Source organism: Streptomyces sp. V1I1, from assembly GCF_030817355.1.
Classification (GTDB): Bacteria; Actinomycetota; Actinomycetes; order Streptomycetales; family Streptomycetaceae; genus Streptomyces.
Window position 1 is genome coordinate 7286507 of the sequence record NZ_JAUSZH010000001.1, and the last position, 24882, is coordinate 7311388.

The window sequence follows — 24882 nt, forward strand, 5'->3', positions numbered from 1 at the left end:
CATCGGCTTCTCGGCGCCTTTGGGTACATCTGGGTGGACAAGGCTTCGCCATCGCACGCGGCTTCCACCAGGGCTACCCGAAGAAGCTCGGCTCGATCCACAGGACGCGTCCCCATCCGTACGGGCCCGCGCCGCGGATCGAGGCCGGCTCGTCCTTCGGGGCCACTCTCGCCGCCGCCGCCGGCGGCCGGCCGAGGCGGTTGTGACACTTCGGGAGCCGGCCGTGGGCAACGGCTTCGTGAACGGCCATCCGATGGCCCATCACCGCTGGCTGCCGTCGATCGAGAAGGGCAAGGGCCTGGCGCTGGACGAGCTGATCGAGACCCGTGCGGCGTCCTTCGAGGCGGACCAGGCATGGGCTGCCGACGCGGACCTGACACTCTTTGAAGCTCCGACCGAAGAGCCGGCCCGGTTGGAGGTGCGGGAGCTGATCGGCGCTTACTGCCGACAGGGGGGAGTGTGCTCTGGGACGGCGGCACGGGTGGCTGCTCACACGGGTGAGTCCCGCAGGTCCGTGGTGAAGGCACGGTCGCCGTCGGGGAAGGGCTGCTCGGCCCAGATGGTCTTGCCACGGTCGTGGTGGCGGGTGCCCCAGAGCTGGGCGACCTGCGCGACCATGAACAGCCCGCGTCCTCCTTCGTCGGTGTCCAGCGCGCGCCGGACGTGGGGGGAGGTGCTGCTGCCGTCGGAGACCTCGCAGACCAGGTTGCGGTCGCGGATCAGCCGCAACCGGATCGGCGGAGTTCCGTAGTGGATGGCGTTGGTGACCAGTTCGCTGACCACCAGTTCTGTGGTGAACTCCAGCTCCTCCAGGCCCCAGTCGGCCAGCTTGCGGGCCGCGAGCGTGCGGGCCCGGCCCACGACCTCGGGTTCGGGCGGCAGTTCCCAGGTGACGTGATGGTCCGGATCCAGTTCGCGTACACGTACCGCCAGGAGTGCCACGTCGTCGTTCGGGCGGTACGGCATCAGTCGGCCGATCACCGTGTCGCAGACATCATCGAGCCCGTGTCCGGGACGGGACAGACCGGCAAGCGGGGCGAGTTGGGCGTCGGACAATGCCTCGCGCAGTCGTCCGATACCCACATCGATGCTCTGGTCCCGCGACTTCACCAGACCGTCGGAGTACAGCACGAGCAGATCCCTGTCGGTCAGAGTTATCTCGCCGCTCTCGAACGGAGCTCCGCCGAGCCCGAGAGGAGGTCCGCCGGGCAGATCGAGAACCTCGACCTTGCCGTCAGCCGTCGCCAGAGCGGGCGGCGGATGACCCGCCCGTGCCACCACGCACAGCCGTGAGATCGGATCGAAGACCGCGAACACACACGTCGTGCCGGCGGCCTTGCCCGTAAGCCCCTCGACGTGCTCGTCCTGGAACCGGCTGACCTGGTCGTCGAGATGCGTAAGCACCTCCGCGGGCGACAGATCGAGGTCCGCGAGCGTCCGTACCGCGGTACGCAACCGCCCCATGGTTACCGCCGAGTGCAGGCCGTGCCCCTTCACATCCCCTACCACCAGCGCTACCCGCGCGCCCGACAGCGGGATCACGTCGAACCAGGCACCCCCCGGCACCGTATGGCCACTCGCCGGCAGGTAGCGGGACACCGCCTCCACGGCGCCGACCACCGGCATACGCTGGGGCAGCAGGCTGCGTTGGAGCGCCAAAGCCGTCGCCCGCTCCCGGGTGTACCGGCGTGCGTTGTCGATGCAGACGGCAGCACGCGCCACGATTTCCTCGGACAGCAGAACATCGTCCGTCTCGAACCCGTGGGCGCGCCTGCAGCGGATGAAGACCACCGCGCCGAGTACGGCACCGCGTGCGGACATCGGCACCAGCAGCCACGAGTGGACTCCGTGTTCATGGATCAGCGCGGCACGCCGGGGATCGACCGGAGCGAGCTCGGTGGCCAGTTGCTCCCCTGTCAGCAGGAGGGGCTCGCCGCTCGTCATGGCTCCGGCGAACAGGGATCCCACTCCCGAAGCGAAAGGGTCGACATCGCCGGTCGCGACCACCGGGTCCGCCGACGCCCCGGCGGGTGGGGAGCTCGCCGCACGGCGCAGCGGCACGGCCTCGCCGACGGGTTCGGCCACCGGGTCTTCGCCGCCGAAGACCGGGTCCAGCAGGTTGACGTAGGCGTGGTCGGCGAACTGCGGGACGGCCACATCAACGAGTTCCTGCGCGGTCCGCAGCACGTCCAGGGTGCTGCCGATGCGCGTACTCGCATCGTTCACCAGCGCCAACCGCTCCCGTGCCCTGGCCCGTTCCGTCGTATCGGCCACCGCGTGCGCCAGCGCGATCACCTCCCCGGACCGGCTCCGGAGCGGAAGGATGGACTCGGACCAGACGTGCTCACGGTCGGGGTCGTCGGGTGTGCGGCCACGCACCTCCGTCTGGATCTGAGCCTCACCGCTCTCCAGAACCTGCCGCTGCCGGGCCTCGAGTGCCGCCATGTCCAGCAGCCCGGGAGGCGCCACCTCGGACATCGTGCGCCCGGTGAACTCTGTGGCCACGAATCCCGTGGTGCGACGCTGCGCATCGTTCTGCGCCACGAAGCGCAACTGCCTGTCGAAGACATCGATGAGGAAGGGCGATTCGGTGAACAGTCCCCTCAGGAGCGCGTCGCCGAGTTCCTGCCGTCTCGTTGCCTCGGCATCCGTCACCCGGATCAGCCACTGCCGGTCACCGGGTGTGGACTCCAGGGGACGTGCCTGCAACGCGACCACGACTCCGTGCCCGCGCCGGTGCCGCAGGACCGCCTGCCCCAGCTGGATGACTTCATCCAGCCCACACCGTGCTACGAGTCCGGCGGCGTCCGAGCGGTTGTGCAGCAGATCAGTCCCACGCCACCCCTGGACCTCCTGGGCCGTGTAGCCGAGCAGGCGCTCCGCCCCCGGGCTCCAGCTCAGCAGCACACCATGCACATCCAGGACGGCATAGGCATCGTCGTCTGGTTCCGACAGCACGCCGGAAGCGTCGTGGAATACGGGGTCGTGCATTGCTCCGCCCCACTTCTTGATCTGTGGCAGGCGCTCACTTCTCCGGGTCCTGGCGTAATTATCTCTTTGGTCAACTTCTGGTGCAGCCTGCTCGGAGGGGGCGGGCCTGGGGGCTACCGGCGGCGTGTTTCCCCGATGAGCGCCTCGAAGAGGCTCGGCTCGCCGGCACGACGCCAACCGGCCGCCGCGCGACGCCGACGAACCCGCCACGCGGGAGGCTTGACCCGCCATATTCCGGTTGGCCTCCTGGTAAGGGTGTGAACAGGCCACTCCCTCTGTCATCGCCGTTCCGTCGCCGCCTGGCCGCGGGGCCACTCCCCCTGGAGCGATTGATGTCGCGCCGCATCGCACGGTCATCACCCGGTACCGAAGCCCAGCCCGGCAGACCGCCCGGCTCGCTGTCGCTCGTCGACGTGGTCGCTCAGTCCGTCGGCTTCATGGGCCCCGCTTTCGCGGTGTCCTTTCTGCTGCCGATGCTCGTCGGCATCACCACCGCCACCGGCAAGGGCGCCGGCGGTGCCGCGCCGCTCGCCGTACTCCTGGGCACCGTCGGGATGCTCGGCGTCGGCTGGATCGTCTCCGCCTACGCGCGCCGCACCCGGACAGCCGGCTCGCTGTACGACTACGTCACCTCAGGCCTCGGCACCCGCATCGGCGCCGCCGCGGGCTATGTCTACTACCTGGGCGTTCTCGTCCTGGGGGCGGCCATCGCCGTCCTCATCGGCGGCACGCTGCACGATGTCCTCAAGGCCGAGTTCGGCGTCGCCGCCCTGCCCGTCTGGGCCTGGCAGCTGCTCCTGCTCGCCGTTCTCCTCACCATCGTGCACATCGGCGTCCAGGTCTCGGTCAGGGTCCAGCTGGTGCTCGCGCTCGTCTCCATCGGCGTGCTCGCCATCTTCTTCATCTACGTGATCGTCAAGGTCGGTGGCGACAACAGCCTGTCCGCCTTCAATCCCTCCAGCTCGGCGCAGGGCTGGGGCGGCATCGCCTTCTCCGTCATCTACGGTGTGCTGCTCTTCACCGGCTTCGAGGCCGCGGCCAACCTCGCCGAGGAGACCGCCGAGCCCGAGCGGTTCATCCCCCAAGCCGTGCTGATCTCCCTGCTCGCCGCCGCGGTCTTCTTTCTGCTCGGCTGCTACGCGCAGATCGCCGGCTTCCACTTCAGCGTCGACGCCGTGGCCGACAGCGCCGGAGCCCCGCTCGTCGCCCTGGCCTCGCCCGGAGCGTTCGGCGCCCCGTGGGTCGCACGGCTCGTCGAACTCGTCATCGTGCTGGACATGCTCGCCGTGTACATCGGCGTCTCGGTCTCGGTCACCCGCGGTGTGCTGACGATGTCCCGCGATGGCTGGCTGCCGCAGCGGCTCGGCAAGGTGAGTGCACGCCGGGGCACCCCGGTCGGCGGCACGAGCGTGGTCGGCGTCGTCTATCTCGCCACCATCCTGGTCAGCCAGGTCTTCGGGGGTGCTGTCGCCGTACGGGGACTCCCGGACCATGTCAGCTGGTTCGCCTGGCTGTCCGCCTTCGGCGTCTTCAGCCTGGCCGCCATCTACTTCGCCATGTGCCTCGGCGCACCGCGCGGGCTGCGCGACCATGTGAACAGGCCTCTGGTGTGGGTGAGTTCCCTCGTCGGTATGGCGGTCACCGGCGGTGCGCTGTTCGGCGCCGTCTACGAGGTGCCGGCGCCCACCATCTTGGCCGCGTGGACCGCGATCTGCGCCATCGCGGTGGCGTTGTCGGCAGGCTTCCTGAGGGCACCGCGGGCGTCGGCGAGCCTCGAGCCGTAGCCCGCCTCCGCCGAGGTTCCGCAGGTGCGGGCACCGGCCGCCCCGCTACGCGACGAGCCAGTCGTACGCGGCCCGCGCCGTGAACTCGCCCTGCCCGCCCGCGAAGAGCAGCCCCGCCGCCCGGAACGCCGGGTCGTCGGCCGTCGCGGGCACGTAGGGAATGGCGATGCAGCGCATGCCGGCCGCCTGCGCGGCCGCCGCGCCCGGAGGCGCGTCCTCCAGTACCACGCAGTCGCCCGGACGGGCCCCCAGGCGGCGCGCGGCCTCCAGGAAGATGCCGGGCTCCGGCTTGCCCTGCGCGACCTGCTCGGCGGAGACGACCGTCGGAATGAACGCGTCAAGGCCGGTGCCCGCCAGCACCGCCTCGATGGCGGCGAGGGACGAGCCGGATGCCACCGCCATCGGCACTCCCTCCGTGTGCAGCAGTTCCACGAACTTCCGCATCTCGGGGAAGACCTCCGTCGAGGCGCGCGCCAGCTCCAGATAGTTCCGGTTCTTCCCGGCCAGCAACTCGTCGATCGGCGCCTCGATCCCGTACTCCGCGCGCAGAATCTCCAGCGTCTCCCGCGTGCTGATGCCGATGAAGCGCGTGTGGTGCTCCCAGGTGAAGTCCGGCACGCCGTGCTGGGCCAGGAGCCGGCGCCCCGCCTCGTAGTAGTTCGGCTCGCTGTCCACGAGTGTGCCGTCGAGATCGAAGATGACCGAAGGGGTGCGCGAATTGCTCATGCGGTCCAGCATGCCAAGGCGCGGCTCAGCGTGAGGTGCCGGCCGTCCTGCCCACCGACTCGACCAGCGGCAGCAGCCGGTGCGGCACGCGCTCGCGGAGCGCCATCTCGGTGCGCGTGCGCACCACGCCCGGCAGTTGGATCAGCCGCTGGATGACGTCTTCGAGATGTCCGTTGTCGCGCGCGGCGACCCGGGTCAGCAGATCCCCGCCGCCGGTGATCGAGAACGCCTCGATGATTTCCGGTACGGCCGCGAGCGCGTCGCCGACCTCGTCCAGATGACCCTGGGTGACCTCGATATGGACGAAGGCGAGGACGGGGTGTCCGAGGGCCGCGGGGGAGAGGTGCGGCCCCATGCCCGTGATCACGCCGTCCCGCTCGAGCCGGTCGATCCTGGCCTGCACGGTGCCGCGGGCGATGCCCAGGATCCGGGCGTACTCGCGAACGCTGGTGCGCGGCTGCTCGATCATCAGCCGCAGGATGCGGGTGTCGAGGGCGTCCACCGCCATGGTCCGCTGGCCTCCTTCTGGTCCGGTACTCCGCTGCATGACTGTACCAATGGCCAGTCTGCGTCGATCGAGTTGAGCCACTGTGCGGAGGGACGCGCGAAGGGGATGTTCATCGCCCGTCGGAGCTGCCCGCTCCTATCCTGGTGAGGGGTGGTCCGGCTCGCGGAGAGCGGGAAGGGAGCCGCGGTGGCTGAGCAGATCACCGGCACCGAACGGGCGATCGAGCAGGCGAGGGACGCTGTCGCCCGCGAGGCATGGGCCGATGCCTATGCCGCCCTGCGCGACCTCGACCTCGACCGGATGACCTCCGACGACCTCGCCGCACTCGCCGATGCCGCCTGGTGGACCAGCCGCGTCGAGGAATCGATCACAGCGCGGACAAAGGCCTACTCCGGCTACGTGGCGACGGGCGCCGCCCGGCAGGCCGGATTCAGCGCCTGGATGCTCTTCTACGAGTACCAGCTGGCGGGACGTACGGCCGCGGCCGCCGGCTGGCTGCGCCGGTCCCGGCAGCACCTCAGCAGCGAGCCCGAGTGTGTCGAGCAGTGCTATCTCGCCTGGGTCGAAGCAGAAGAGGCACAGCAGCGTGGCGCGTTCGACGAGGCCATGAGCTGCGCCCATCGCATGGCCGGCATCGCGCGGCGCTGCGGCAGCGTGGATCTCCTCGCCATGAGCACCCAGGCGCGGGCGAGCGTGCTGCTCGCCCAGGGGCGGGTCGCCGGCGGGCTCGCACTGCTCGACGACGCCATGTGCTCGGCCATGGCGGGCGAGCTCAGCTCGTTCTTCACCGGGTGGATCTACTGCCTGGGACTCCAGCAGTGCATGGCCTCGGCCGACCTGGAACGAGCCGTCGAGTGGACCGACGCCGCCATGACCTGGTGCGCGTCGATGCCTGATGAGAACAACTTCCGGGGTCTGTGCCGGGTGCACCGGGTGGAGGTGCTGGAGCTGTGCGGTGACTGGCCCCAGGCGGAGACCGAGGCCGCCCTCACCTGCAGGGAGCTGCTGCCCTATGAGGCGAGGATCGCCGCGGAGGCTTTCTACCTGACCGGAGGTATCCAGCGGCGGCGCGGCGAGCTGGCCGAGGCCGAGGCATCGTACGACCGCGCGCACGAGCTCGGCCGCGCCCCGCAGCCGGGCCTCGCGCTGCTGCGCCTGGCTCAGGGCAAGGCCGACTCCTCCGCTGCCGCCCTGCGGCTCGCACTGGCCGCCGAGGACGGTGGGGACGATGGTGGCGGAGGCCCTGGCCGCCTCGGGCGCTGCCGGCTGCTGGCGGCCCAGGTCGAGGTCTCGCTCGCCCTCCGACAGCTCGACCAGGCACGTACGGCAGCGGACGAACTGGAGTCGGCCGCTCGCGAGTGGCAGCAGCGGCGCGAGTCCGAGAGCACGGTGCTGCATGCGACCGCCGCGGCGGCGGGCGGCGCGGTGGCATTCGCCGACCGTGACCTCGAGCGTGCGCTGCCCCTGCTGCACCGGGCGCTGTCGCTGTGGCTGGAACTGGGAGTCCCGTACGAGGCGGCGCAGGTCCGTATGACCCTCGCCGCTGCCGACCGCGCCGCGGGGGACGACGAAGGCGCACGGCTGGAACTCCAAGCCGCGCAGACGGTCTTCGGGCGGCTGGGCGCAGTGCCCGATGCGCGGCGGGCGGCGGCCCTGCTCAGCGCTGTGCAACATCGGCTCCCCGGCGAGCTCACCGAGCGTGAGGTCCAAGTGCTGCGCCTCGTCGCCGCAGGCAGGACCAACCGGTCCATCGCCTCCGAGCTGGTGATCAGCGAGCACACCGTCGCCCGGCACCTCAGCAACATCTTCGCGAAGCTCGATGTGTCGTCGAGGGCTGCTGCCACGGCGTACGCGTACACGCACGGCCTTGCGTGATCCCGTACGCGATGCGGCGCATGGGCTGTTCTGCCCATGCGCGCTTCGGCGATATGGGCGGTTCCGGCGATGAGCGTCGGCCGGCCCCGTGCCTACAACAGTGCTGTGCCCATCTCCGAAGACGCGGAAAGCCGGTGGCGGCCATGACCACCTACACACCAGCCCTCGACGACACGCTGTTGGAGCGGCTGCAGGGGGCCGTACGCGGCGACACCATCCAGCCCGGCGACCCCGACTACGACGAGGCCCGCAAGGTCTACAACGCGATGCACGACAAGCGGCCGGCGATCATCGTCCGGGCCGTCGACGTGGGCGACATCGTCGCCACCGTGGACTTCGCCCGGGAGCAGAATCTGCTGCTGGCGGTGCGCGGCGGCAGCCACAGCGTCCCCGGCCACGGCACCTGCGACGGCGGCGTCGTGCTCGACCTCGGGCGCATGCGCGGGATTCGGGTCGACCCCGAGGCGCGTACGGCCAGGGCCGAGGGGGGCTGCACCTGGGCCGATGTCAACCACGCCACGCACGCCTTCGGCCTGGCCACCACGGGCGGCGTCGTGTCCAGTACCGGTATCGGCGGGCTGACCACGGGAGGCGGCATGGGCTATCTGGCCCGGCGTTGCGGGCTGGCCTGCGACAACCTGATCTCGGCCGACCTGGTCACGGCCGACGGGTCCTTCCTGACCTGTACGCAGGAGCACAACGCCGACCTGCTGTGGGCAGTGCGCGGCGGGGGCGGGAACTTCGGGGTCGTCGCGTCCTTCGAGTACCGGCTGCACCCCGTGGCCGACATTCTCGGCGGGCCGACGTTCTACCCGCTCGACGGGGACGTGATGCGGAGATACCGGGAGCTGATCGCCGACTCGGACGAGAAGTTCAGCGCCCTGCTCGTCGTCGCGCTCGGCCCGCCTCTCCCGTTCCTGCCCGAGCGGTGGCACGGTCGGCCGCTCTGCGGAGTGGTCACCTGCTGGACGGGTCCCGAGGACCAGGACGACCAGGTCCGTGCCCGTCTCGATGAGCTCGGCCCGGTCGTGGGGCAGCACGTGGGGCGCATGCCGTATCCGGTGATCAACACCCTCTTCGACGAACTGCTGCCCGCGGGCCTCTTCCACTACTGGAAGGGCACCTTCAGCCAGGGCCTGCCGGACGGGGCCATCGACGCGTACGTCGAGTACGGCGCCACGACGCCCACCATCCAGAGCGCGACGGTGGTGTTCCCCATCGACGGCGCCTGCCACAGGTTGGGACCCGAGGAGACCGCATTCACCTACCGGGACGCCGACTTCGCGACCGCACTCAGCCCGACCCTCCCTACCCGCGCCGACTGCGAGGCCAACGTCGGCTGGGCGCGCGCCTTCGCCGCGGCACTCGAGCCCTCCTCCTTGGAGGGCGGCTACGTGAACTTCATGGACCACGACGACCAGGACCGGGTCCGGGCCAACTACCGTCAGAATTACGACCGGCTGACGGCAATCAAGCGACGCTACGACCCCGGCAACCTGTTCCGCCTGAACCACAACATCGCGCCCTGAGAAACATCCCGAGCCCGGTCCGGCCGTACAGGCCGTCCGGCTGACCGGCACCACTCGGCCGGCGAGACCCGCTTGAAGCCGGCTCCGGGGCTGGACAAGGACTCCGGATGACCGGGGCCGGACGAGCTGCCGGGACACGTGCCGGTGCCGGTGCCACCACGGCCTGTCGTTGCGTTCAGGCTCCCCGCGGGGCCTCCGGCGCTGGACCTCGCCCTCCTGGTCCGTTGGCCTCCTCGTGGCTGATGCTCTCGCTTTGTAGTGCGCCAATGGCACAGCCAATCGAGCATGTGTTGAGCCGCTGCCTCTGCGGATGGTTATCTGTGTCGCATCCATGCACAATCGGCGCCGCGCAGCGCCGGACGGCAACGAGGCCGGATCCGGACCGCGGCGCCTTCGCCGTGCCTGCGGACGCCCCACCACCCCCGGCGGCCCGCGGCCGGCGGTGAGACAAGACAAAGGGGGCGGCCGACCGCCGTGAAGAGGATGTTCGTGGCTCCGGATCCGGGGCGTCTACGTCTGAGGAACTCGCTGCGCGCCGTCATCGGCGTGGGCCTCGCCGTCGCAGCGGCCGAACTGGCCGGGCTCTCTCTGACCGCCTCCATCACCGGGGGCCTGGCGGCTCTGCTGGCTCTCTTCACCGTCACTGACGTGTCCGTGCGTGCCCAGGCGCTGACCACCGCCCTGCTCCCGGCCGCCGGATTCCCGGTCCTGGCCCTGGCGACCACCCTGCACAGCGAACCGCTGCCGCGCGCCGCCGCCTGGCTCGTCGTGGTCTTCTGCGGCGTCTACGCCCGGCGCTGGGGCCCGCGCGGACACGCGCTGGGCATCTTCGCCTTCATGATGTTCTTCGTCACCCAGTTCCTGCACGCCGTCCCGGCCCAGCTGCCGGAGCTGTACGTGTCGGTGGCGCTGGCCCTCGCCGCCTGTTCGGCGGTCCGCTTCGGTCTGTGGTGCATCGAACGGCGCACGCCGCCCCCCGCGGCTCCCGCGCCGCTCCCCGGACGCGGACTCGCCCGCCCCACCACCCGGCAGGCCTTCCAGGCGACCTTCGCCTGCGGCCTCGCGCTCGCGGCCGGGCAGCTGATCTCACCGGACCGCTGGTACTGGGCCGTCGGCACCGCCTGGTGGATCTTCGTCAATACCGCATCGCGCGGCGAGGCCCTTGTGCGCGGCTTCCGCCGCGTCGTCGGCACCGTAACCGGCATCGCCGCCGGTCTGCTGATCGCCATCCCGATCGCGGGCGCGCCCGTGCCCACCGCAGCCCTGGTCGCCGTCTGCGTCTTCGGCATCTTCTACACGGCCGCCCCCTCGTACAGCTGGATGATGTTCTTCGTCACCGTCATGGCCGGCCTGCTGTACGGGCTGCTCGGCGTGCTGCACCCCGGGCTGTTGCTGCTCCGGTTCGAGGAGACGGCGGTCGGCGCGCTCGGTGCGGCGCTCGGCGTCGCCCTGATCCTGCCCGTCACCACGCATGCGGCGACCGACGCCTGGATCCGGCGCGCCCTGCACTGCGTTCACGGCTGCACCACCGCTGCGGCGCGCAGGCTGGCCGGGGACGAGCAGGCCGACCCGGCGCCGCTCGCCGCCGAACTGGAGCTGCTGCTCGGCCGGGTACGGCTCTCCCTCGCCCCGCTCGTCCACCCGCTCAGCCCGCTGCGGGCCCGCAAGGCGCGCGCCCGCCAGGTGATCGTGCTGCTGGACGAATGCGCTCGCGAGGTCCGTGGCCTCGCCGCCGTCGCCGCCGACCCGGACGCTTCGCACGACGCGCGGCTGGCCGCCGCCTGCCACCGTGTCGAAGCCGCGGTGCACGCCCTGGTGCCGCCCGCCACCCGGCAGGCGAAGGCCCACAGCGAGTCCGTACCGGTGCCTCACCACCACCCCGGTGCCGAGGCGGCCCTCACGCATCTCCAGGCACTGGAGCGGGCGCTCGCGGAGCTGGACGCGCCCCTGCGTACCTCTCCGCGTGCTCCCCTCGTGCCTGCCTGACCTGGGGAATAACCGCAAAGCCCTTGAATGAGGCAAATTCCCCCGGCACACACAGGGTGGATCAGGCTGTTCAAGGGGTAACCACAGCGGCATCCATGTACGTCCCTCCACGAGCCCGGGGGGTGCGCACCATGCCCGAGTCCCTGTTCAGACCGTTGTGCCTGACCGGCGCGCAGGTCGACCGGCAGGAGGCCGAGGACTTCATCCGCCTCCACCACCTGGAGGAGCGAGCGGCGGGCGACTCGGCCGCCCGGATCGCCGCCGTCCTCGCGGAGATCGACGAGACCGGCACATACCGCCACACCCGCGCGGACCGAAGACACATCGACGATGCCGACTCCGTGGCACACGAGTCGGCGGAACACCTGCGCCAGGCCACCAACGGCGGCCGCATCCGCCCGATGATCACCGTCTTCGCCCCGGACGCGCCCGGCCGCCCAGGCCCGCGCATCTGGAACGAGCAGCTCGTACGGTACGCGGGCTACGGCTCCGCCCACGGGCCCACCGTGGGCGACCCCCGCAACGCCGCGCTCACCGACGTCGCTTTGGGGCTCGGCTGGCAGGGCGGCCCCGGCACGCCCTTCGACCTGCTGCCCCTCGTCATCGAGGACGGCGACGGCAAGCCCCGCTGGTTCGAGCTGCCGCGCGACGCCGTGCTCGAAGTGGAGCTGCACCACCCGGAGGAGGGCTGGTACGCGGAGCTTGGCCTGCGCTGGCACGCCGTACCCGCCGTCGCGAACATGTGCCTGGAGATCGGCGGTATCTGCTACCCCGCAGCCCCCTTCAACGGCTGGTACATGGGCACCGAGATCGGCGCCCGCAACCTCGCCGACACCGACCGCTACGACCTGCTGCCGCGCATCGCCGAACGGCTGGGCCTCGACACGACGAACGACCGCTCGCTGTGGAAGGACCGCGCGCTGGTCGAGCTGAACCGCGCCGTGCTGCACTCCTTCGACCGCGCGGGCGTCACTGTCACCGACCACCACACCGAATCGCGCCGCTTCCTCACCCATCTGGACCGGGAGGCGAGCCGGGGCCGCTGCGTCGGCGCGGACTGGTCGTGGATCGTGCCGCCGATCTCGGGCTCCGCGACGCCCGTCTTCCACCGTACGTACGACCCCACCCAGCGGCGGCCCGCCTATGTCCACCACCCCGAGGCGCAGGCGCGCGCTCTCGGTGAACGGGGCGGGCAGTAGACGGACTTGGTCTAGACCGCGCCTGCTACCGTCGGCCCGGCAACAAGCGATCAGTCGGCGGAGAGGGGAAACGCTGTGGGTGACAAGGGCGCCGGGCGAGCATTCATCGGGTCGTTCACCTCGGCCGGAGGCCGCGGGATCATTGCCGCCGCCGTGGACGGGGAGACCGGTGCGCTCGCCGAGACGGGAGCGAGTGACGCAATCGCCGACCCGTCGTATCTCGCCATCGCGATCGGATCCGGCGGCCCGGTCCTCTACGCCGTCTCGGAGACCGCCGAGGGCGCGGTGGCGGCCTTCGACGTCAACGGGCCATCGCCGAAGCCGATCGGCACGCGGATCCCGGTGTGCGGCGAAGGCCCCACCCATCTCGCGCTCGCGGCGGGCCATCTGGTGACCGCCAACTACGGCTCGGGCAGCGTCACCGTGCTCCCCGTCGGGGCCGGCGGAGAGCCGGGCGCCGCCAGTGGCGTGCTGCAGCACGAGGGCGCGGGACCGGACCCGGAACGGCAGCGCGGTCCGCACGCGCACCAGGTGCTGCCCGATCCGACCGGGCGCTGGGTGCTCGGCGTCGATCTCGGCACCGACTCCATACGGATCTGCCAACTGGACCCCGATGCGGGTGAGCTGACCCTGCGCGGCGAGACCGCGCTGCGCCCCGGAACAGGCCCGCGTCATCTCGCCTTCCACCCCGCGGGCAGTCATGCCTATGTGCTGAACGAGCTCGAGCCGACCCTCACAGTCTGCCGCTGGGACGCGGACGCGGGTGTGCTCGAACCGGTTGGCGAGAGGCCGGTGCTGCCGGACGGCGTCGCTGGGCCCGTTTACCCGTCCGAGGTGGTCGTCTCGCACGACGGCAGGCATCTGTGGACCGCCAACCGCGGCCACGACAGCATCGCCGTACTCGCACTCGACGAGACGCGCGAGAAGGCGGAGCTGGTCACCACGGTGCCGTGCGGCGGGCACTGGCCGCGCGACCTCGCCCTGGACCCGACAGGACGCAGGCTGTACGCCGCCAACGAGCGCTCTGGCGACGTCACCTGGTTCAACATCGACCCGGAGACCGGCGTGCCGCGCAGGGCGGGCTCCCTTGCCGCCCCCGCGGCCTCATGCGTGATCTTCGCCTGATCACCGGTCCGTAGCGCGAGGGCCCGCACCGTTCGAGTGGTGCGGGCCCTTCTGCGTATCTGTGCTGCGTATCTGCTCTGCGTACCTACGACCGTGCCGTCAGTGCGAGGGTGAGCCCTGCGGCTGCGGGGCGATGCCCAGCGCGGTCGTGTACTGCGACAGCACCAGCTTGCCGATCGCCGGGTAGGCGCCGAGCGCCTCGGCGGCGGCACAGCCCGCCTCCTTGACGGCGGCGTCCAGCAGGCCCTCGGGCAGCTCCGGGCCCACCAGATACGGGGCCAGGGCGAGCTGTGCCGAGCCGGAGCCGCGCAGCTGCCCGGCGATCGCGGCCACCGCGCCTTCCTGGTCGAGCGCCGCGGCCATCACCGGCACCGCGAGGCGCGCGGCCAGCAGCATGCCGGTGATCCCGGCCGCCTGGACGGCCTCCTCGCCGCCGACCGTGGCCAGGATGATGCCGTCGGCCGCCGTGGCCACGGTGAACAGCCGGGCGCGGTCGGCGCGCGCCAGGCCGGCCTCCGAGAGCCGGACGTGCAGGGCTTCGGCGAGCAGCGGGTGCGGGCCGAGGACGTCCGTCAGCTCGGCCCTCGCGCGGCTGTCCATGACGGCCTGGCGGATCCGCCGCATCAGGGCGTTGTCCGGGCCCGCGAGGAGCGGCACCACGACGGCGGCGGGCCCCTCGGGAGCGGCCACTTCACGGCCGGCGGCCTTCGCGATCTCGTACCGCTCGGTGCGCCGGGCGGCGGTGTACGCGAGGACGCTCTCGAGCGTGGGGTACTCGGCGTCGTCGCCGTCGAGATACCCGATGGCCACGTCGAGGCCGGGCAGCTCGGAACGGGCGATGCTTATGACCTCTTCGGCCAGGCCGCGCGTGGCGTGCGCGGGAGCGCCGGGGACGGCGAGCACGAGCGCGGGCGCGCCCTCAGGAGCCGCCACGGGTTCCGGGCGGCGGTGCCGCCCGGACTGGCGGGGTCGCGGCATTCGTACAGGCAGGCCGGATGCGGGCCCAGTGGGGGAGCTCATGGCGCCGCATGCTACTGGTTTTGGGGGTGCGGCTGTTCGGGGAGGGGGCACTCAAGCGTCATCTGTCCGCATTTATCCGGTGAATGTCGTACGCCTCAACTGCCCTGCTCTGTCGGTACGTGCAGGAGCGTCGGATGGCGTGGCAGCCGCAGCGAATCGGTGGCGAGCGCGGCCGCGAGAAGCACCGCGCCGGTGAGCGGATCGCCGGCCGCGGACACCTGCCGGGCGTGCGGCAGTTGTCCGGCCAGCTCACTCCTCAGTGGTACGAGCAGTGGGTCGCCCATCTTGAACAGCCCGCCGGTCAAGGCGACTTCACAACCACCGGATGCACTGGCGGCCGGTGGACACACGGCCGCGGCCGCTTCCGCGATATGCCGGGCGGCCCCGGCGAGGATGGTCGCGGACACCGCGTCGCCCTCCGCCGCGCACTCCCCGACCTCTGGCGCGAAGGAGGCGAGCACCGCGGGCCGGTCCGGGCGCGGATACAGCATTCCCGGCAGCTCCTGAGCCGGACCGAACACCGACTCCATCCTGGTCAGCAGCGCGGCGGAACCGCCGCGCCGCCCGTCGTGGGCGCGCAGCGCAGCCTCCAGACCGGCCCGGCCGATCCAGGCGCCGCCGCCGCAGTCGCCCAGCAGATGGCCCCAGCCGTCGGCCCGGTGCCAGGCGGACAGATCCGTGCCCATCGCGATCATGCCGGTGCCTGCCGCGACCACGGCCCCGGGACGCTGGCCGAGCGCCCCTGCGTATGCGGTGACCGCGTCCGCGGCGAGCGCGAGCCGGCGTACACCCAGTGACTCGGCCAGTGCGGCGGGGAGTTCGGCGCGCAGCCGGGCGCCGAGCGTCGCCATTCCGGCAGCGCCGATCGCGACCGCGGACACGGTGCCGCCACCGGCCCGGTCCAGCAGTGTGCGCGCCATCGGCAGCAGCTGGTCCAGCAGATGCTCCGCGTCGATGCCCCCGTCGCCGGTGCGCACCGGCTCGCGCGACTCGACACTGTCGACGTGTGCCGGGTCGGAGGCGTCGGCAAGTGCCGTACGCAGACCGGAGCCGCCGGAGTCCACTGCGAGGACCCAGCTCACGGTCACGGAAGCCGCCAGTCGACCGGCTGCGCCCCCTGGCGTTCGAGGAGTTCGTTGGTCCGGCTGAACGGGCGGGAGCCGAAGAAGCCGCGGTCCGCGGACATGGGGGAGGGGTGCGAGGACTCGATCGCCGGGAGGTCGCCGAGCAGCGGACGCAGATTGCGGGCATCACGCCCCCACAGCACGGACACCAGGGGCTTGCCGCGCGCGGCGAGGGCCCGGATGGCCTGCTCGGTCACCTCCTCCCAGCCCTTGCCGCGGTGCGCGGCGGGCTTGCGGGGCGCGGTGGTCAGCGCCCTGTTGAGCAGCAGCACGCCCTGCCGGGTCCATGGCGTGAGGTCGCCGTTGGCCGGACGGGGGTGCCCCAGGTCGGCGTGCATCTCCCGGAAGATGTTGTCCAGGCTGCCGGGCACCGGCCGCACTTCGGGCGCCACCGAGAAGCTCAGCCCGACGGCGTGCCCGGGCGTGGGGTACGGATCCTGACCGACGATCAGGACGCGCACGTCCTCGAACGGCTGCTGAAAGGCGCGCAGCACATTCGACCCGGCCGGCAGATAGGTACGTCCCGCGGCGATCTCCGCGCGCAGGAAGTCCCCCATCGCCGCGATGCGTTCGGCCACTGGAGCGAGGGCGTCCGCCCACCCGGGCTCGATGATTTCTTTCAAGGGTTGTCGTGCTGCCACGGGGCGTCACTCTACTGGTGCGGCGGCCATGCCTCTCAACCCATGGCCGCTGCCCGCACGCAGAGCACATCCGGCAGATGGGAGGCGAGCAGCTGCCAGGTGTCTCCGTCGTCAGCGCTCGCATACACCTCGCCGTTGCGATTGCCGAAGTACACACCGGCCGGGTCCGCGTCGTCCGTGCGCAGCGCGTCCCGCAGCACGGTGCCGAAGTGGTCGCCCTCGGGCAGCCCGGCCGACAGCGCCTCCCAGCTGCCGCCCGCGTCGCTCGTTCGGTAGACGCGACAGCGACGTCCGGCAGGCACCCGGTCCGCGTCCGCCGTGATCGGGAAGACATAGGCCGTGTCGGGGCGGTGCGGATGTGCGGCGACCGCGAAACCGAAGTCGGACGGCAGCCCCTCGCCGATGTCGGTCCACTTGGCGCCCGCGTCGTCGCTGCGGTACACACCCCAGTGGTTCTGCAGATACAACCGGTCCAGATCGCCCGCGTCCTGCGCGATCTTGTGGACGCACTGCCCGAACTCCGGGTTGGGGTCGGGCAGGAAGACCGCCGACACTCCCTGGTTGGAGGGTGCCCAGCTAGCGCCGCCGTCCTTGGAGCGGAACACCCCGGCCGCCGACACGGCGACCGTCACGGCCTGGGGGTCCCGGCGGTCGGTCACCACGGTGTGCACCGCCTCGCCGCCGCCGCCCGGCTCCCATTTCGAGCGGGTGGGATGCTCCCACAGGGGCCGTACGAGCTCGAAGGTCTCGCCGCGGTCGTCCGAGCGGAACAGCGCGGCAGGCTCCGTCCCCGCGTACACCACGTCCGGCGCGGCGGGACCGGCCGGATGCAGCTGCCAGACGCGCTCCAGCGACGCCCCGGTGTCCTTGGGGAACTTCACGGCCGGTTGCTCCGGCTCGATCCAGGTCTTGCCGAGGTCGTCGGAGTGGAACACCGAAGGGCCCCAGTGCGCGCTGTCGCCGCCCACCAGCAGGCGGGGCACGGACCGGCGCGTGTCGATCCCGATCGAGTACACGGCCTGCGCATTGAAATGCGGGCCGTCGAACTCCCATGTGCCGCCACGCCTGCGGCCGATGAAGAGCCCTTTTCGAGTGCCTACGGTCAGAAGAACATCGGTCATGGCCTTTACCTCCAGGACGCCGCTGTCTCGGATACGGGCCAGTCTGCACCCGCCCACTGACAGCGGCCCGTGGGACGGGTCTTCTCGCAGCTCAGCCCGGGTGTGAACGGTCTTCGGGGACGGTCTTCAGGGGCGATCTGTGCGGACGGTTCAGCGGACGGTTCAGTCGATGACCGACCCGCCGGTGATGTTGAGGGCGGTCGCGGTCATTGAACGAGCCAGGTCCGAGGCGGCGAAGACCGCCACATTGCCGACGTCGGCGAGCGAGGCCGCCCGACCCAGCATGGTGTGTCCCGCGATCTCCTCGGTGATGGCCTTGCCCCACTCGAATCCCTCGGGGATCGTCTCGGGCACGCCGCCGGTCTGGAGTGTGAGGACGCGGATACCGTGCGGGCCCAGCTCGCAGGCCAGATTCCGGCGGAGGGACTCCACGGCGCCGAACGCCACCTGGAACCCGCCCATGTAGTGGTTGCGCGGCGGGTCGCCGTAGCCGCCGAAGGCGAGGATCACGCCGGACTTCTGCCTCATCATGTGCCTCGCGGCGGCCCTGGAGGTCAGGAACATCGTGCGTACGGCGTTGTGGACCGGCCGCTCGAAGTCCGCCAGCGCCATCTCGGCGAGCGGCGTCCCCTGGACTTCGGCGTACGAGATGAGATTGAACGAGATGTCGAGGCTCCCGGCCCGCTCGGCCACGGCGTCGGCGTGCCGGTCGACAGCCTCCTCGTCGAGCGCGTCGACCTGATCGGTCTCGGCCGTGCCACCCGCGGCGCGGATGGCATCGGCGACCTCTTCCAGGCTCTTGCGGGTGCGTCCGGCGAGATGGACCCGCGCACCTTCGCGGGCGAACGCGCGGGCGACCGCCCCGCCGATCGAGCCTCCACCTCCGTAGATGACGGCGTTCTTGTTTTCGAGCAGCACGATGTGCCTCCTGAGTACGTACGTACTCAGTGCAGACCGGCCGGGGCCCCGGAACTCATCGGTCGCCGGAGTAGGGGGATCTCACGGGGACCTCACCGGAATCTCAGACGGAGCGGTGGTACTGCTCCGGAATGTGGATCTCGCCGCCCAGCTCACGGGCCGCGTGCCGGGCCCACGACGGGTTACGCAGCAGCTCGCGGCCGAGCAGCACCGCGTCGGCCTCGCCGTTGTCCAGGATCTTCTCCGCCTGCCCGGCCTCGGTGATCATGCCTACCGCGGCGACCGGGAGCCCGGTCTCCGCCTTCACCCGCGCGGCGAACGGCACCTGGTAGCCGGGGCCGGTCGGGATGCGCACCCGCGGTGCGTTGCCGCCGGTGGAGACGTCGAGGAGGTCGATGCCGTGCTCCTTGAGCAGGGCGGCGAAGCGGACGGTGTCGTCGGCCGTCCAGCCGGCCTCGTCCAGCCAGTCGGTGGCGGAGATACGGAAGAAGAGGGGCAGCTCGTCGGGCCACACCGCGCGCACAGCGTCGACGACCTCGAGGGCGAAGCGGGTGCGGTTCTCGAAGGACCCGCCGTACTCGTCGTCCCGCTGGTTGCTGTGCGGCGACAGGAACTCGCCGATCAGATAGCCGTGTGCACCGTGGATCTCGGCGACCTCGAATCCGGCGTCCAGCGCGCGGCGGGCGGCGGCCGCGAACTGGCCGGTGATCTCCTGTATCTGAGCGACCGTCATTTCGGTGGGGACGGGATGCCCCTCGTCGAAGGGGAGCGGGCTGGGCCCGAGCGGCTGCCAGCCGTAATCGTCGGCGCCCACCGGTGCGCCGCCCTTCCAGGGGCGGTCGGTGGACGCCTTGCGCCCGGCGTGCGCCAGCTGGATGCCGGGGACGGTGCCCTGGCTCCCCAGGAAGCGGGTGATCCGGCGGAACGCCTCGACCTGGGTGTCGTTCCAGATCCCGAGGTCAGCGGGGCTGATCCGGCCCTCCGGGCTGACCGCGGTCGCCTCGGTGAGGATCAGGCCCGTGCCGCCGGTGGCGCGGGCGGCGTAGTGGGCGAAGTGCCAGTCGTTCGCGACGCCGGCGTTCGGGCCGAACACCTCCGCGCTGTACTGGCACATGGGTGCCATCCAGACGCGGTTGGGGACGGTAAGCGACCGCAGGGTGTAGGGCTGGAACAGCGCGCTCACGGCGGACTCCAATCGGGGCGGGGCCGGTGTACGGCTCGTACGATACCCATCGTAGTACGGGGAGTGTCAAACTACGAGAGCCCTCGTACATTGCACCGGCGACGCTCTACTCGCGGAACTCCGACGCCCTACTCGCGGATCTCCTGCGTGCAGCACTTCGCTCCGCCGCCCGCCTTGCGGAACTCCGAGAGGTCCACGGGGACGGGGACGTAGCCGCGCGCTGCCACGTCCTCCATGAGGCCCGTCGCGTCCTGCGCCATCACCACATTGCGTCCGTCGGATACGGAGTTGAGCCCGAAGGTCAGCGCATCCTCCCTGGTGGCAACGACGGCGTGCGGGAAAAGAGTCCGCAGGACCTGCTGACTGCCTTTGGAGAAAGCGCCCGGGTAGTAGGCGATATTGCTGTCGTCGAGAGCGAAGAGCGCTGTGTCCAGGTGGTAGAAATGCGGGTCGATCAAGTGAAGGCTCAATGTCGGCGTGCCGAAGAATTCCTGGACTTCGTGATGGGCTGCCGGAAGCGTGCGGAACCCGGTGCCGGCGAGTATGTATCCACCGACCGGTGTGAAGTCCCCTTCTCCTTCGCAGGTATGGGACGGGATACGAGTCTCGAATCCGGCGCTCTGGAACCAGGCCCGGTAATGGGCGGCTTCCGGTTGCCGCTCCGCTGCATGGAATTGCGCGCCGAACGCCTTGCCGTCGAGTACCAGTGCCGAATTGGCCGCGAACACCATGTCGGGGAGATCCTCGACCGGATCCACAACCTCCACGGTGTGACCCAGCTCGCGATACAGGGATACGAGCCCGTCCCACTGTTTCCGGGCAAGGCTGATGTCGACCGGCTCCCCCGAGGTCATCCAGGGGTTGATGGCGTACCGGACGTCGAAGTGCTCCGGCGGGCAGACGAGATACCGGCGCTTCCTCGCGGTTCGGATGAACGGCATCCGCGTATTCCTCTCATCGGACCGGGGGTACCCACCACGCTAGAGATGGTGACGGACAGCGACAAGACGAATGAATTGCGTCTACTCGCAACAATGTTGCGTGTGCGGGATGTGGAGCCACTACTTGTTAGGTCAGGTCCGGCGTGATGCTTCCCGATCCGGCCTCGGGGCTGCTCGGCAGGAGGTGCGAGAGCACGATGAAGCTGTTGGTGGCTTTCACGAAAGACTCGGACCGGATCCGTTCGAGGACGTCCTCGAAGTGCGCGACGTCGAGCGCCCTGATGTGCAGGATCGCGTCGGCCCGTCCGGTGACCGTCACGGCCGACTGGACCTCGGGGTGATTTCGGACCACCTCCGCCAGCCTCCTCGGCGGAGCGGCTCCGTCGCAGAACACCTCCACATACGCTTCGGTGTGCCAGCCGAGCGCCGCGGGCTTCACCACCGTGGTGAAACCTGTGATCACTTCCTGCTCCCTGAGCCGGTCCACCCGGCGCTTGACGGCGGGCGCCGACAGGCCGATCGAAACGCCGATCTCCCGCAGACTCGCCCGCGCGTCGGCCATCAGGGCCGAGATGATCTTGCGGTCGAGTTCGTCAAGGTCAGCTCCGCGCCGGGACATGGAGTCAGCTCCTTTCGCGCAGTGCACCGCGCCTCATGGCTGTACGAGGAGCAGGTTCGCGGCGATCATGCCATCCGTCGTCCCGCATCGCCTGTGCGGCTCAGCTCTTCGACTCGTACGGCAGTCACCGTATTACGGCGAGTGTCAAACTACGAGAGTCCTCGTACAATGGAGACCCCGATGAAGTGGAGCCGCCGTGACCACCGCGACAAGCCCCCGCGTGCTTGCCCACCCCACGCGCGAAGAGATCCGTCTGGAGAACGTGCTCCACGCGCTCTCCGACCCGATGCGGCTGCGTGTGGTGCGTGAGCTCGCGACGGCCGAGGACAACCTGTCCTGTTCGCACTTCGACCTGCCCGTCACCAAGTCGACGACCACCCACCACTTCCGCGTCCTGCGTGAGAACGGCGTGATCCAGCAGATCTACCAGGGCACCGCCAAGATGAACGGACTGCGGCGTGGCGACCTGGACGCGCTTTTCCCCGGGCTGCTCGACAGCATCCTCGCCGCCGCCGAGGGCCAGGCGGAACGCCTCGGCGAGGGCTGAGGCGCAGGCGCGCGAGGCGCAGGCGCCCGAAGCGCAGGCGCGCCCGGGCCCATGCCCGTCGCTCAATCGCCCGCCGCGCTCAACAGACCTGGCCAGTCAGGGATTTTGACGGTACGCCGGCCGAGCGTGCGGCCCAGCGCCGACTCCGCCGTCTCGATCGACAGCCAGCCCGGCCACTGCACCGGACGCTGTCCCGACTTCCGCAGTTCGGCCAGCGGATCCTCGGCGACGGGCCGAAGCGCGAGCGTCGCGGCATCGTCGAGAAGCGAGGCCACCGTCTCCTTGGCGCACGGCCGGTTGGTGCCGATCACCCCGGTCGGGCCGCGCTTGATCCACCCCGCCACGTACTCCCCGGGCGACGGTACGCCGTCCCGCAGTATCCGCCCGGCCGCGTGCGGCACCGTGCCGCGACCCTCGTCGAACGGCAGCCCGGGCAGCGGGACACCGCGGTAGCCCACAGCCCGCAGCACCAGCTGAGCCTCGATCTCCTCGTACGTTCCGGTGCCCCGAACGCCTCCGTCACCGTCCGGAACGGTGCGCTCGAACCGTACGCCGGCCACCCGCCCACCCTGCTCCAGCAGCTCCACCGGGCGCAGGAAGAACCGCAGATGGATCCGGCGGTCCCGGCTCTGTTCGGGTTGCGCCGCCCAGCCGCGTACGACATCGAGGTTGCGCCGGTTGACCGCGGGCAGCGCGGACACGGCGGAAGCAGAAGGATCCGCGTACGCGGGGTCGAGCGAGAGGTCCGCGGGATCGACCAGCACCTGGGCCGCAGGCAGCGAGCCGAGCTCCCGCAGCTCCTTGGTGGTGAACTTCGCCTGCGAGGGGCCCCGCCTGCCCACCATGTGCACCTCGCGCACCTGGCTGACCGAGAGCGCCCCGAGTGCCGTCTGCGGCACATCGGTGGGCCGCAGCTCGTCCGCGCCCCGCGCGAGGATGCGTGCGACGTCGACGGCCACATTGCCGACGCCGATGACCACGGCCGAACGGGCCCCGAGAGCGAAGTCGTTGCCCGCCGAGTCGGGGTGCGCGCTGTACCAGGAGACGAAATCGGTGGCCGAGTGGCTGCCGGGCAGATCCTCGCCGGGAATGCCGAGCCTGCGGTCCTTGGCGGCCCCGACGCAGTAGACGACGGCGTGGTAGAGCTCCAGGAGCCGCTCGGGGCCGAGCCCGTGCCTGCCCACCTCCACATTGCCGATGAAGTCGATCCGCTCGTGCTCCAGCACCGTGCGCAGATTGTTCTGCAGGGACTTGATCTTCTCGTGGTCGGGCGCGACTCCGTAGCGCACGAGTCCGTAGGGGCAGGGGAGCCGGTCCAGTACGTGCACACGCACATCCGGCACCCGGCTCTGCTGGACGAGGTCCTGCGCGGCGTAGACCCCGCTGGGTCCCGATCCGACGACAGCGACGCGAAGCACAGCTGCGCTCCTTCCCGCAGGGGATTCCAGCATCGCACCGGTATGCGCAGATCGGGGAGATGCTCTAACGGGGTGTCTTGTGTCGCCGCGATGTGCGTGCCGCCGCGGAAGGTCCGGATTTGGCTGGTTACGTGCTAATTGTGCAAGAAACTACGTTTCTTAACGCTAATGATCAGTATGACCTGGGTGGGGCGCTGCCCTACCCGCCCGTCTGGGAGCTACAAGGTGCGGGCACGGTCACCTCGGAGCCCGGCGGACCTGAGATCCCCGGAACCGAGATCCCCGGACCTGGGATTCCACGACCCGAGATCCCCCCGCCCTGGTTCAACGTCCGGCTGACCTTCGCCGACGGTGCCCGCATCGACGTCCTCGCCGTCGTCGACGACGGGCAGATCGCCATTGAGGATCTGCACGCCGACCCGCCGCTGCCCCTCGGGGGCTTCGCGGTGCTCGCCGAGCGGATCGGGGACCCGCTCGAGGACGCCTGCCGGGTGGCCACGCCGCCGCCTGTCCCCGATGAACCGGAGCCCGCCCCACCCTGCGTCGGCGGGCACGCGGACGCGCCGGGTCCCGACCGCCGCCGGGCCCGCCCCGCGGTGCCGCGCGGCAGCGCCGGGCGGCAGATGGCGGCCGACGCCTACCGGGCCGCGCAGCGGGACGGGCTCGACCCGGTGCTAGCCGTGATGGCCGCGACCGGGCGGAGTCGCCGCAAGTCGCTCCGGCTCATTGCGGGCGCCCGCGACGAGGGCTATCTCGCGCCACGCCACAACCGCCGCCGGCCCGAGCCCGGCGCCGTCCAGCGGAAGGTCACAACGCGCGCATCCGGTTGATCTCACTCGTCTGCTGAGCGATCACATCGCTCGCCATCTCCTCGATCAGGATGTTGTTGCCCTTCGAGAGGGCGTCGGTGGCCATGGTGATGGCCCCCTGGTGGTGAGTGGTCATCAGCTTCAGGAAGAGTTCGTCGAACGCCTTGCCCTTCGCCCCGCGCAGCTGGGCGAGTTGGGCCGTGGTGGCCATTCCGGGCATCGCGGCCTGCCCGTGGTCGTGACCGCCCTTCCCCTTCGCCCCGCCGTTCGTTTTCAGCCACCCCTGCATCGCGCCGATCTCCGGCTTCTGTGAGGCGGCTATCCGCTCCGCGAGCCGCTTGACCTGCGTGGATCCCGCGCGTTCCGGTGCCAGGGTGGTCATCAGCAGCGCCTGACTGTGGTGCGCGATCATCATCTGCGCGTAGGAGAAGTCCGCCGCGTTGGGGGAGTCGTCGGGGGCGGCCTTCGCGGCTTCCTCGGCGGAGAGAGTCCTGGCCGGCTCACCCGGCTTGCCGGGTGCCACCACGGAGGGTCCTGTATCCCCCTTGGCCTTGGCGGGAGTGCCGGAGTCCGACTCGCAGGCGCCCAGGGCGAGTACGGCGGCAGTGACCGCGGCCAGGGCGACCGGCCTGCGGACACACGCGGCCCTACTGCGGTTCAACACGGTGACCTCCTGTGGCACTTGGGGTGTTTGGGGACGTTCCTAGCACGCTTCCGCACGCCGATGATCAAAAACTTTCATTACGTCTGTGTTGCCATCTGTTGAGATGTACATGGAAGGGAAGATACTGCCGAGGTCCGTGAACCGTTCAACTGCG

The 24882-nt window shown here is 70.6% G+C and carries 21 protein-coding genes and 1 pseudogene; 9 read left to right on the forward strand and 13 right to left on the reverse strand.

The genetic code is table 11. The features are described 5' to 3' along the window. Window positions 1–24: 24 nt before the first annotated feature. Window positions 25–501: pseudogene (locus tag QFZ67_RS34210) on the forward strand (acetoacetate decarboxylase family protein); the annotation flags it as partial. Here QFZ67_RS34210 and QFZ67_RS34215 read toward each other — a convergent pair. Next, entirely contained in the window at window positions 490–2991 is a 2502-nt protein-coding gene (locus tag QFZ67_RS34215; RefSeq protein WP_307664907.1) for a SpoIIE family protein phosphatase, read from the reverse strand. The pseudogene QFZ67_RS34210 and the gene QFZ67_RS34215 sit on opposite strands and share 12 nt — an antisense overlap. 332 nt (window positions 2992–3323) lie before the next feature. Between QFZ67_RS34215 and QFZ67_RS34220 the strand changes: the two genes are divergently transcribed. After that, complete coding sequence (locus tag QFZ67_RS34220) at window positions 3324–4775, forward strand: APC family permease (RefSeq protein ID WP_307664908.1); 1452 nt, start codon at window positions 3324–3326, stop codon at window positions 4773–4775. Window positions 4776–4820: 45 nt separating this feature from the next. Here QFZ67_RS34220 and QFZ67_RS34225 read toward each other — a convergent pair whose 3' ends face one another. Both QFZ67_RS34225 and QFZ67_RS34230 read right to left on the reverse strand, forming a co-directional pair. Continuing rightward, entirely contained in the window at window positions 4821–5501 is a 681-nt protein-coding gene (locus tag QFZ67_RS34225; RefSeq protein WP_307664909.1) for an HAD family phosphatase, read from the reverse strand. 25 nt (window positions 5502–5526) lie between these two features. Next, window positions 5527–6009, reverse strand: coding sequence for an Lrp/AsnC family transcriptional regulator (locus tag QFZ67_RS34230; RefSeq protein ID WP_307664910.1), 483 nt, complete (start codon window positions 6007–6009; stop codon window positions 5527–5529). A 186-nt stretch (window positions 6010–6195) separates the two neighbouring features. Here QFZ67_RS34230 and QFZ67_RS34235 point away from each other — a divergent pair, with 186 nt between their 5' ends. The 5 genes from QFZ67_RS34235 (at window position 6196) to QFZ67_RS34255 (ending at window position 13723) form a co-directional block, all read left to right on the forward strand. Beyond that, window positions 6196–7884, forward strand: a complete 1689-nt coding sequence (locus QFZ67_RS34235) for a LuxR family transcriptional regulator (RefSeq protein ID WP_307664911.1) — start codon at window positions 6196–6198, stop codon at window positions 7882–7884. Between the two features lie 143 nt (window positions 7885–8027). Then, window positions 8028–9413, forward strand: coding sequence for an FAD-binding oxidoreductase (locus QFZ67_RS34240; RefSeq protein WP_307664912.1), 1386 nt, complete (start codon window positions 8028–8030; stop codon window positions 9411–9413). A 483-nt stretch (window positions 9414–9896) separates the two neighbouring features. Further along, entirely contained in the window at window positions 9897–11399 is a 1503-nt protein-coding gene (locus QFZ67_RS34245; RefSeq protein WP_307666074.1) for an FUSC family protein, read from the forward strand. Window positions 11400–11530: 131 nt separating this feature from the next. Then, window positions 11531–12598 carry a nitric oxide synthase oxygenase gene (locus tag QFZ67_RS34250; protein WP_307664913.1) on the forward strand — a complete coding sequence of 356 codons (1068 nt, stop codon included), beginning with the start codon at window positions 11531–11533 and terminating at the stop codon, window positions 12596–12598. Between the two features lie 75 nt (window positions 12599–12673). Then, complete coding sequence (locus tag QFZ67_RS34255; protein WP_307664914.1) at window positions 12674–13723, forward strand: lactonase family protein; 1050 nt, start codon at window positions 12674–12676, stop codon at window positions 13721–13723. Window positions 13724–13822: 99 nt separating this feature from the next. Here the strand turns inward: QFZ67_RS34255 and QFZ67_RS34260 are convergent, their stop codons facing one another. From QFZ67_RS34260 to QFZ67_RS34295, 8 genes are all read right to left on the reverse strand, one after another. Continuing rightward, window positions 13823–14743, reverse strand: coding sequence for a sirohydrochlorin chelatase (locus QFZ67_RS34260; RefSeq protein ID WP_307664915.1), 921 nt, complete (start codon window positions 14741–14743; stop codon window positions 13823–13825). A gap of 95 nt (window positions 14744–14838) precedes the next feature. Then, entirely contained in the window at window positions 14839–15831 is a 993-nt protein-coding gene (locus QFZ67_RS34265) for an N-acetylglucosamine kinase (protein WP_307664916.1), read from the reverse strand. Further along, window positions 15828–16490 carry a uracil-DNA glycosylase gene (locus QFZ67_RS34270; RefSeq protein ID WP_307666075.1) on the reverse strand — a complete coding sequence of 221 codons (663 nt, stop codon included), beginning with the start codon at window positions 16488–16490 and terminating at the stop codon, window positions 15828–15830. The genes QFZ67_RS34265 and QFZ67_RS34270 overlap by 4 nt, the downstream gene beginning before the upstream one ends. Window positions 16491–16543: 53 nt before the next feature. Further along, a complete protein-coding gene (locus QFZ67_RS34275) occupies window positions 16544–17629 on the reverse strand; it encodes a sialidase family protein (RefSeq protein WP_307664917.1) in 1086 nt (361 codons plus the stop codon). Window positions 17630–17791: 162 nt separating this feature from the next. Next, window positions 17792–18547, reverse strand: coding sequence for an SDR family NAD(P)-dependent oxidoreductase (locus QFZ67_RS34280; RefSeq protein WP_307664918.1), 756 nt, complete (start codon window positions 18545–18547; stop codon window positions 17792–17794). 103 nt (window positions 18548–18650) lie between these two features. After that, complete coding sequence (locus QFZ67_RS34285; RefSeq protein ID WP_307664919.1) at window positions 18651–19730, reverse strand: NADH:flavin oxidoreductase/NADH oxidase; 1080 nt, start codon at window positions 19728–19730, stop codon at window positions 18651–18653. Between the two features lie 128 nt (window positions 19731–19858). After that, window positions 19859–20671, reverse strand: coding sequence for a dimethylargininase (gene ddaH / locus QFZ67_RS34290; RefSeq protein WP_307664920.1), 813 nt, complete (start codon window positions 20669–20671; stop codon window positions 19859–19861). Window positions 20672–20798: 127 nt separating this feature from the next. Continuing rightward, window positions 20799–21290 (reverse strand): Lrp/AsnC family transcriptional regulator, encoded by a 492-nt coding sequence (locus QFZ67_RS34295; protein WP_307664921.1) that lies wholly within the window; start codon window positions 21288–21290, stop codon window positions 20799–20801. Window positions 21291–21486: 196 nt separating this feature from the next. Between QFZ67_RS34295 and QFZ67_RS34300 the strand changes: the two genes are divergently transcribed. Next, window positions 21487–21837 carry a helix-turn-helix transcriptional regulator gene (locus QFZ67_RS34300; RefSeq protein ID WP_307664922.1) on the forward strand — a complete coding sequence of 117 codons (351 nt, stop codon included), beginning with the start codon at window positions 21487–21489 and terminating at the stop codon, window positions 21835–21837. Between the two features lie 62 nt (window positions 21838–21899). Here QFZ67_RS34300 and QFZ67_RS34305 read toward each other — a convergent pair whose 3' ends face one another. Further along, window positions 21900–23255 (reverse strand): FAD-dependent oxidoreductase, encoded by a 1356-nt coding sequence (locus QFZ67_RS34305; RefSeq protein ID WP_307664923.1) that lies wholly within the window; start codon window positions 23253–23255, stop codon window positions 21900–21902. Window positions 23256–23395: 140 nt separating this feature from the next. On the opposite strand from QFZ67_RS34305, the gene QFZ67_RS34310 reads away from it, so the two are divergent. Next, on the forward strand, window positions 23396–24085 hold the full coding sequence (locus QFZ67_RS34310; protein WP_307664924.1) for a DUF6214 family protein: 690 nt from the start codon (window positions 23396–23398) through the stop codon (window positions 24083–24085). On the opposite strand, the gene QFZ67_RS34315 is transcribed toward QFZ67_RS34310, so the two are convergent. Then, window positions 24063–24728 carry a DUF305 domain-containing protein gene (locus QFZ67_RS34315; RefSeq protein ID WP_307664925.1) on the reverse strand — a complete coding sequence of 222 codons (666 nt, stop codon included), beginning with the start codon at window positions 24726–24728 and terminating at the stop codon, window positions 24063–24065. The genes QFZ67_RS34310 and QFZ67_RS34315 overlap by 23 nt on opposite strands. Window positions 24729–24882 lie beyond the last annotated feature (154 nt).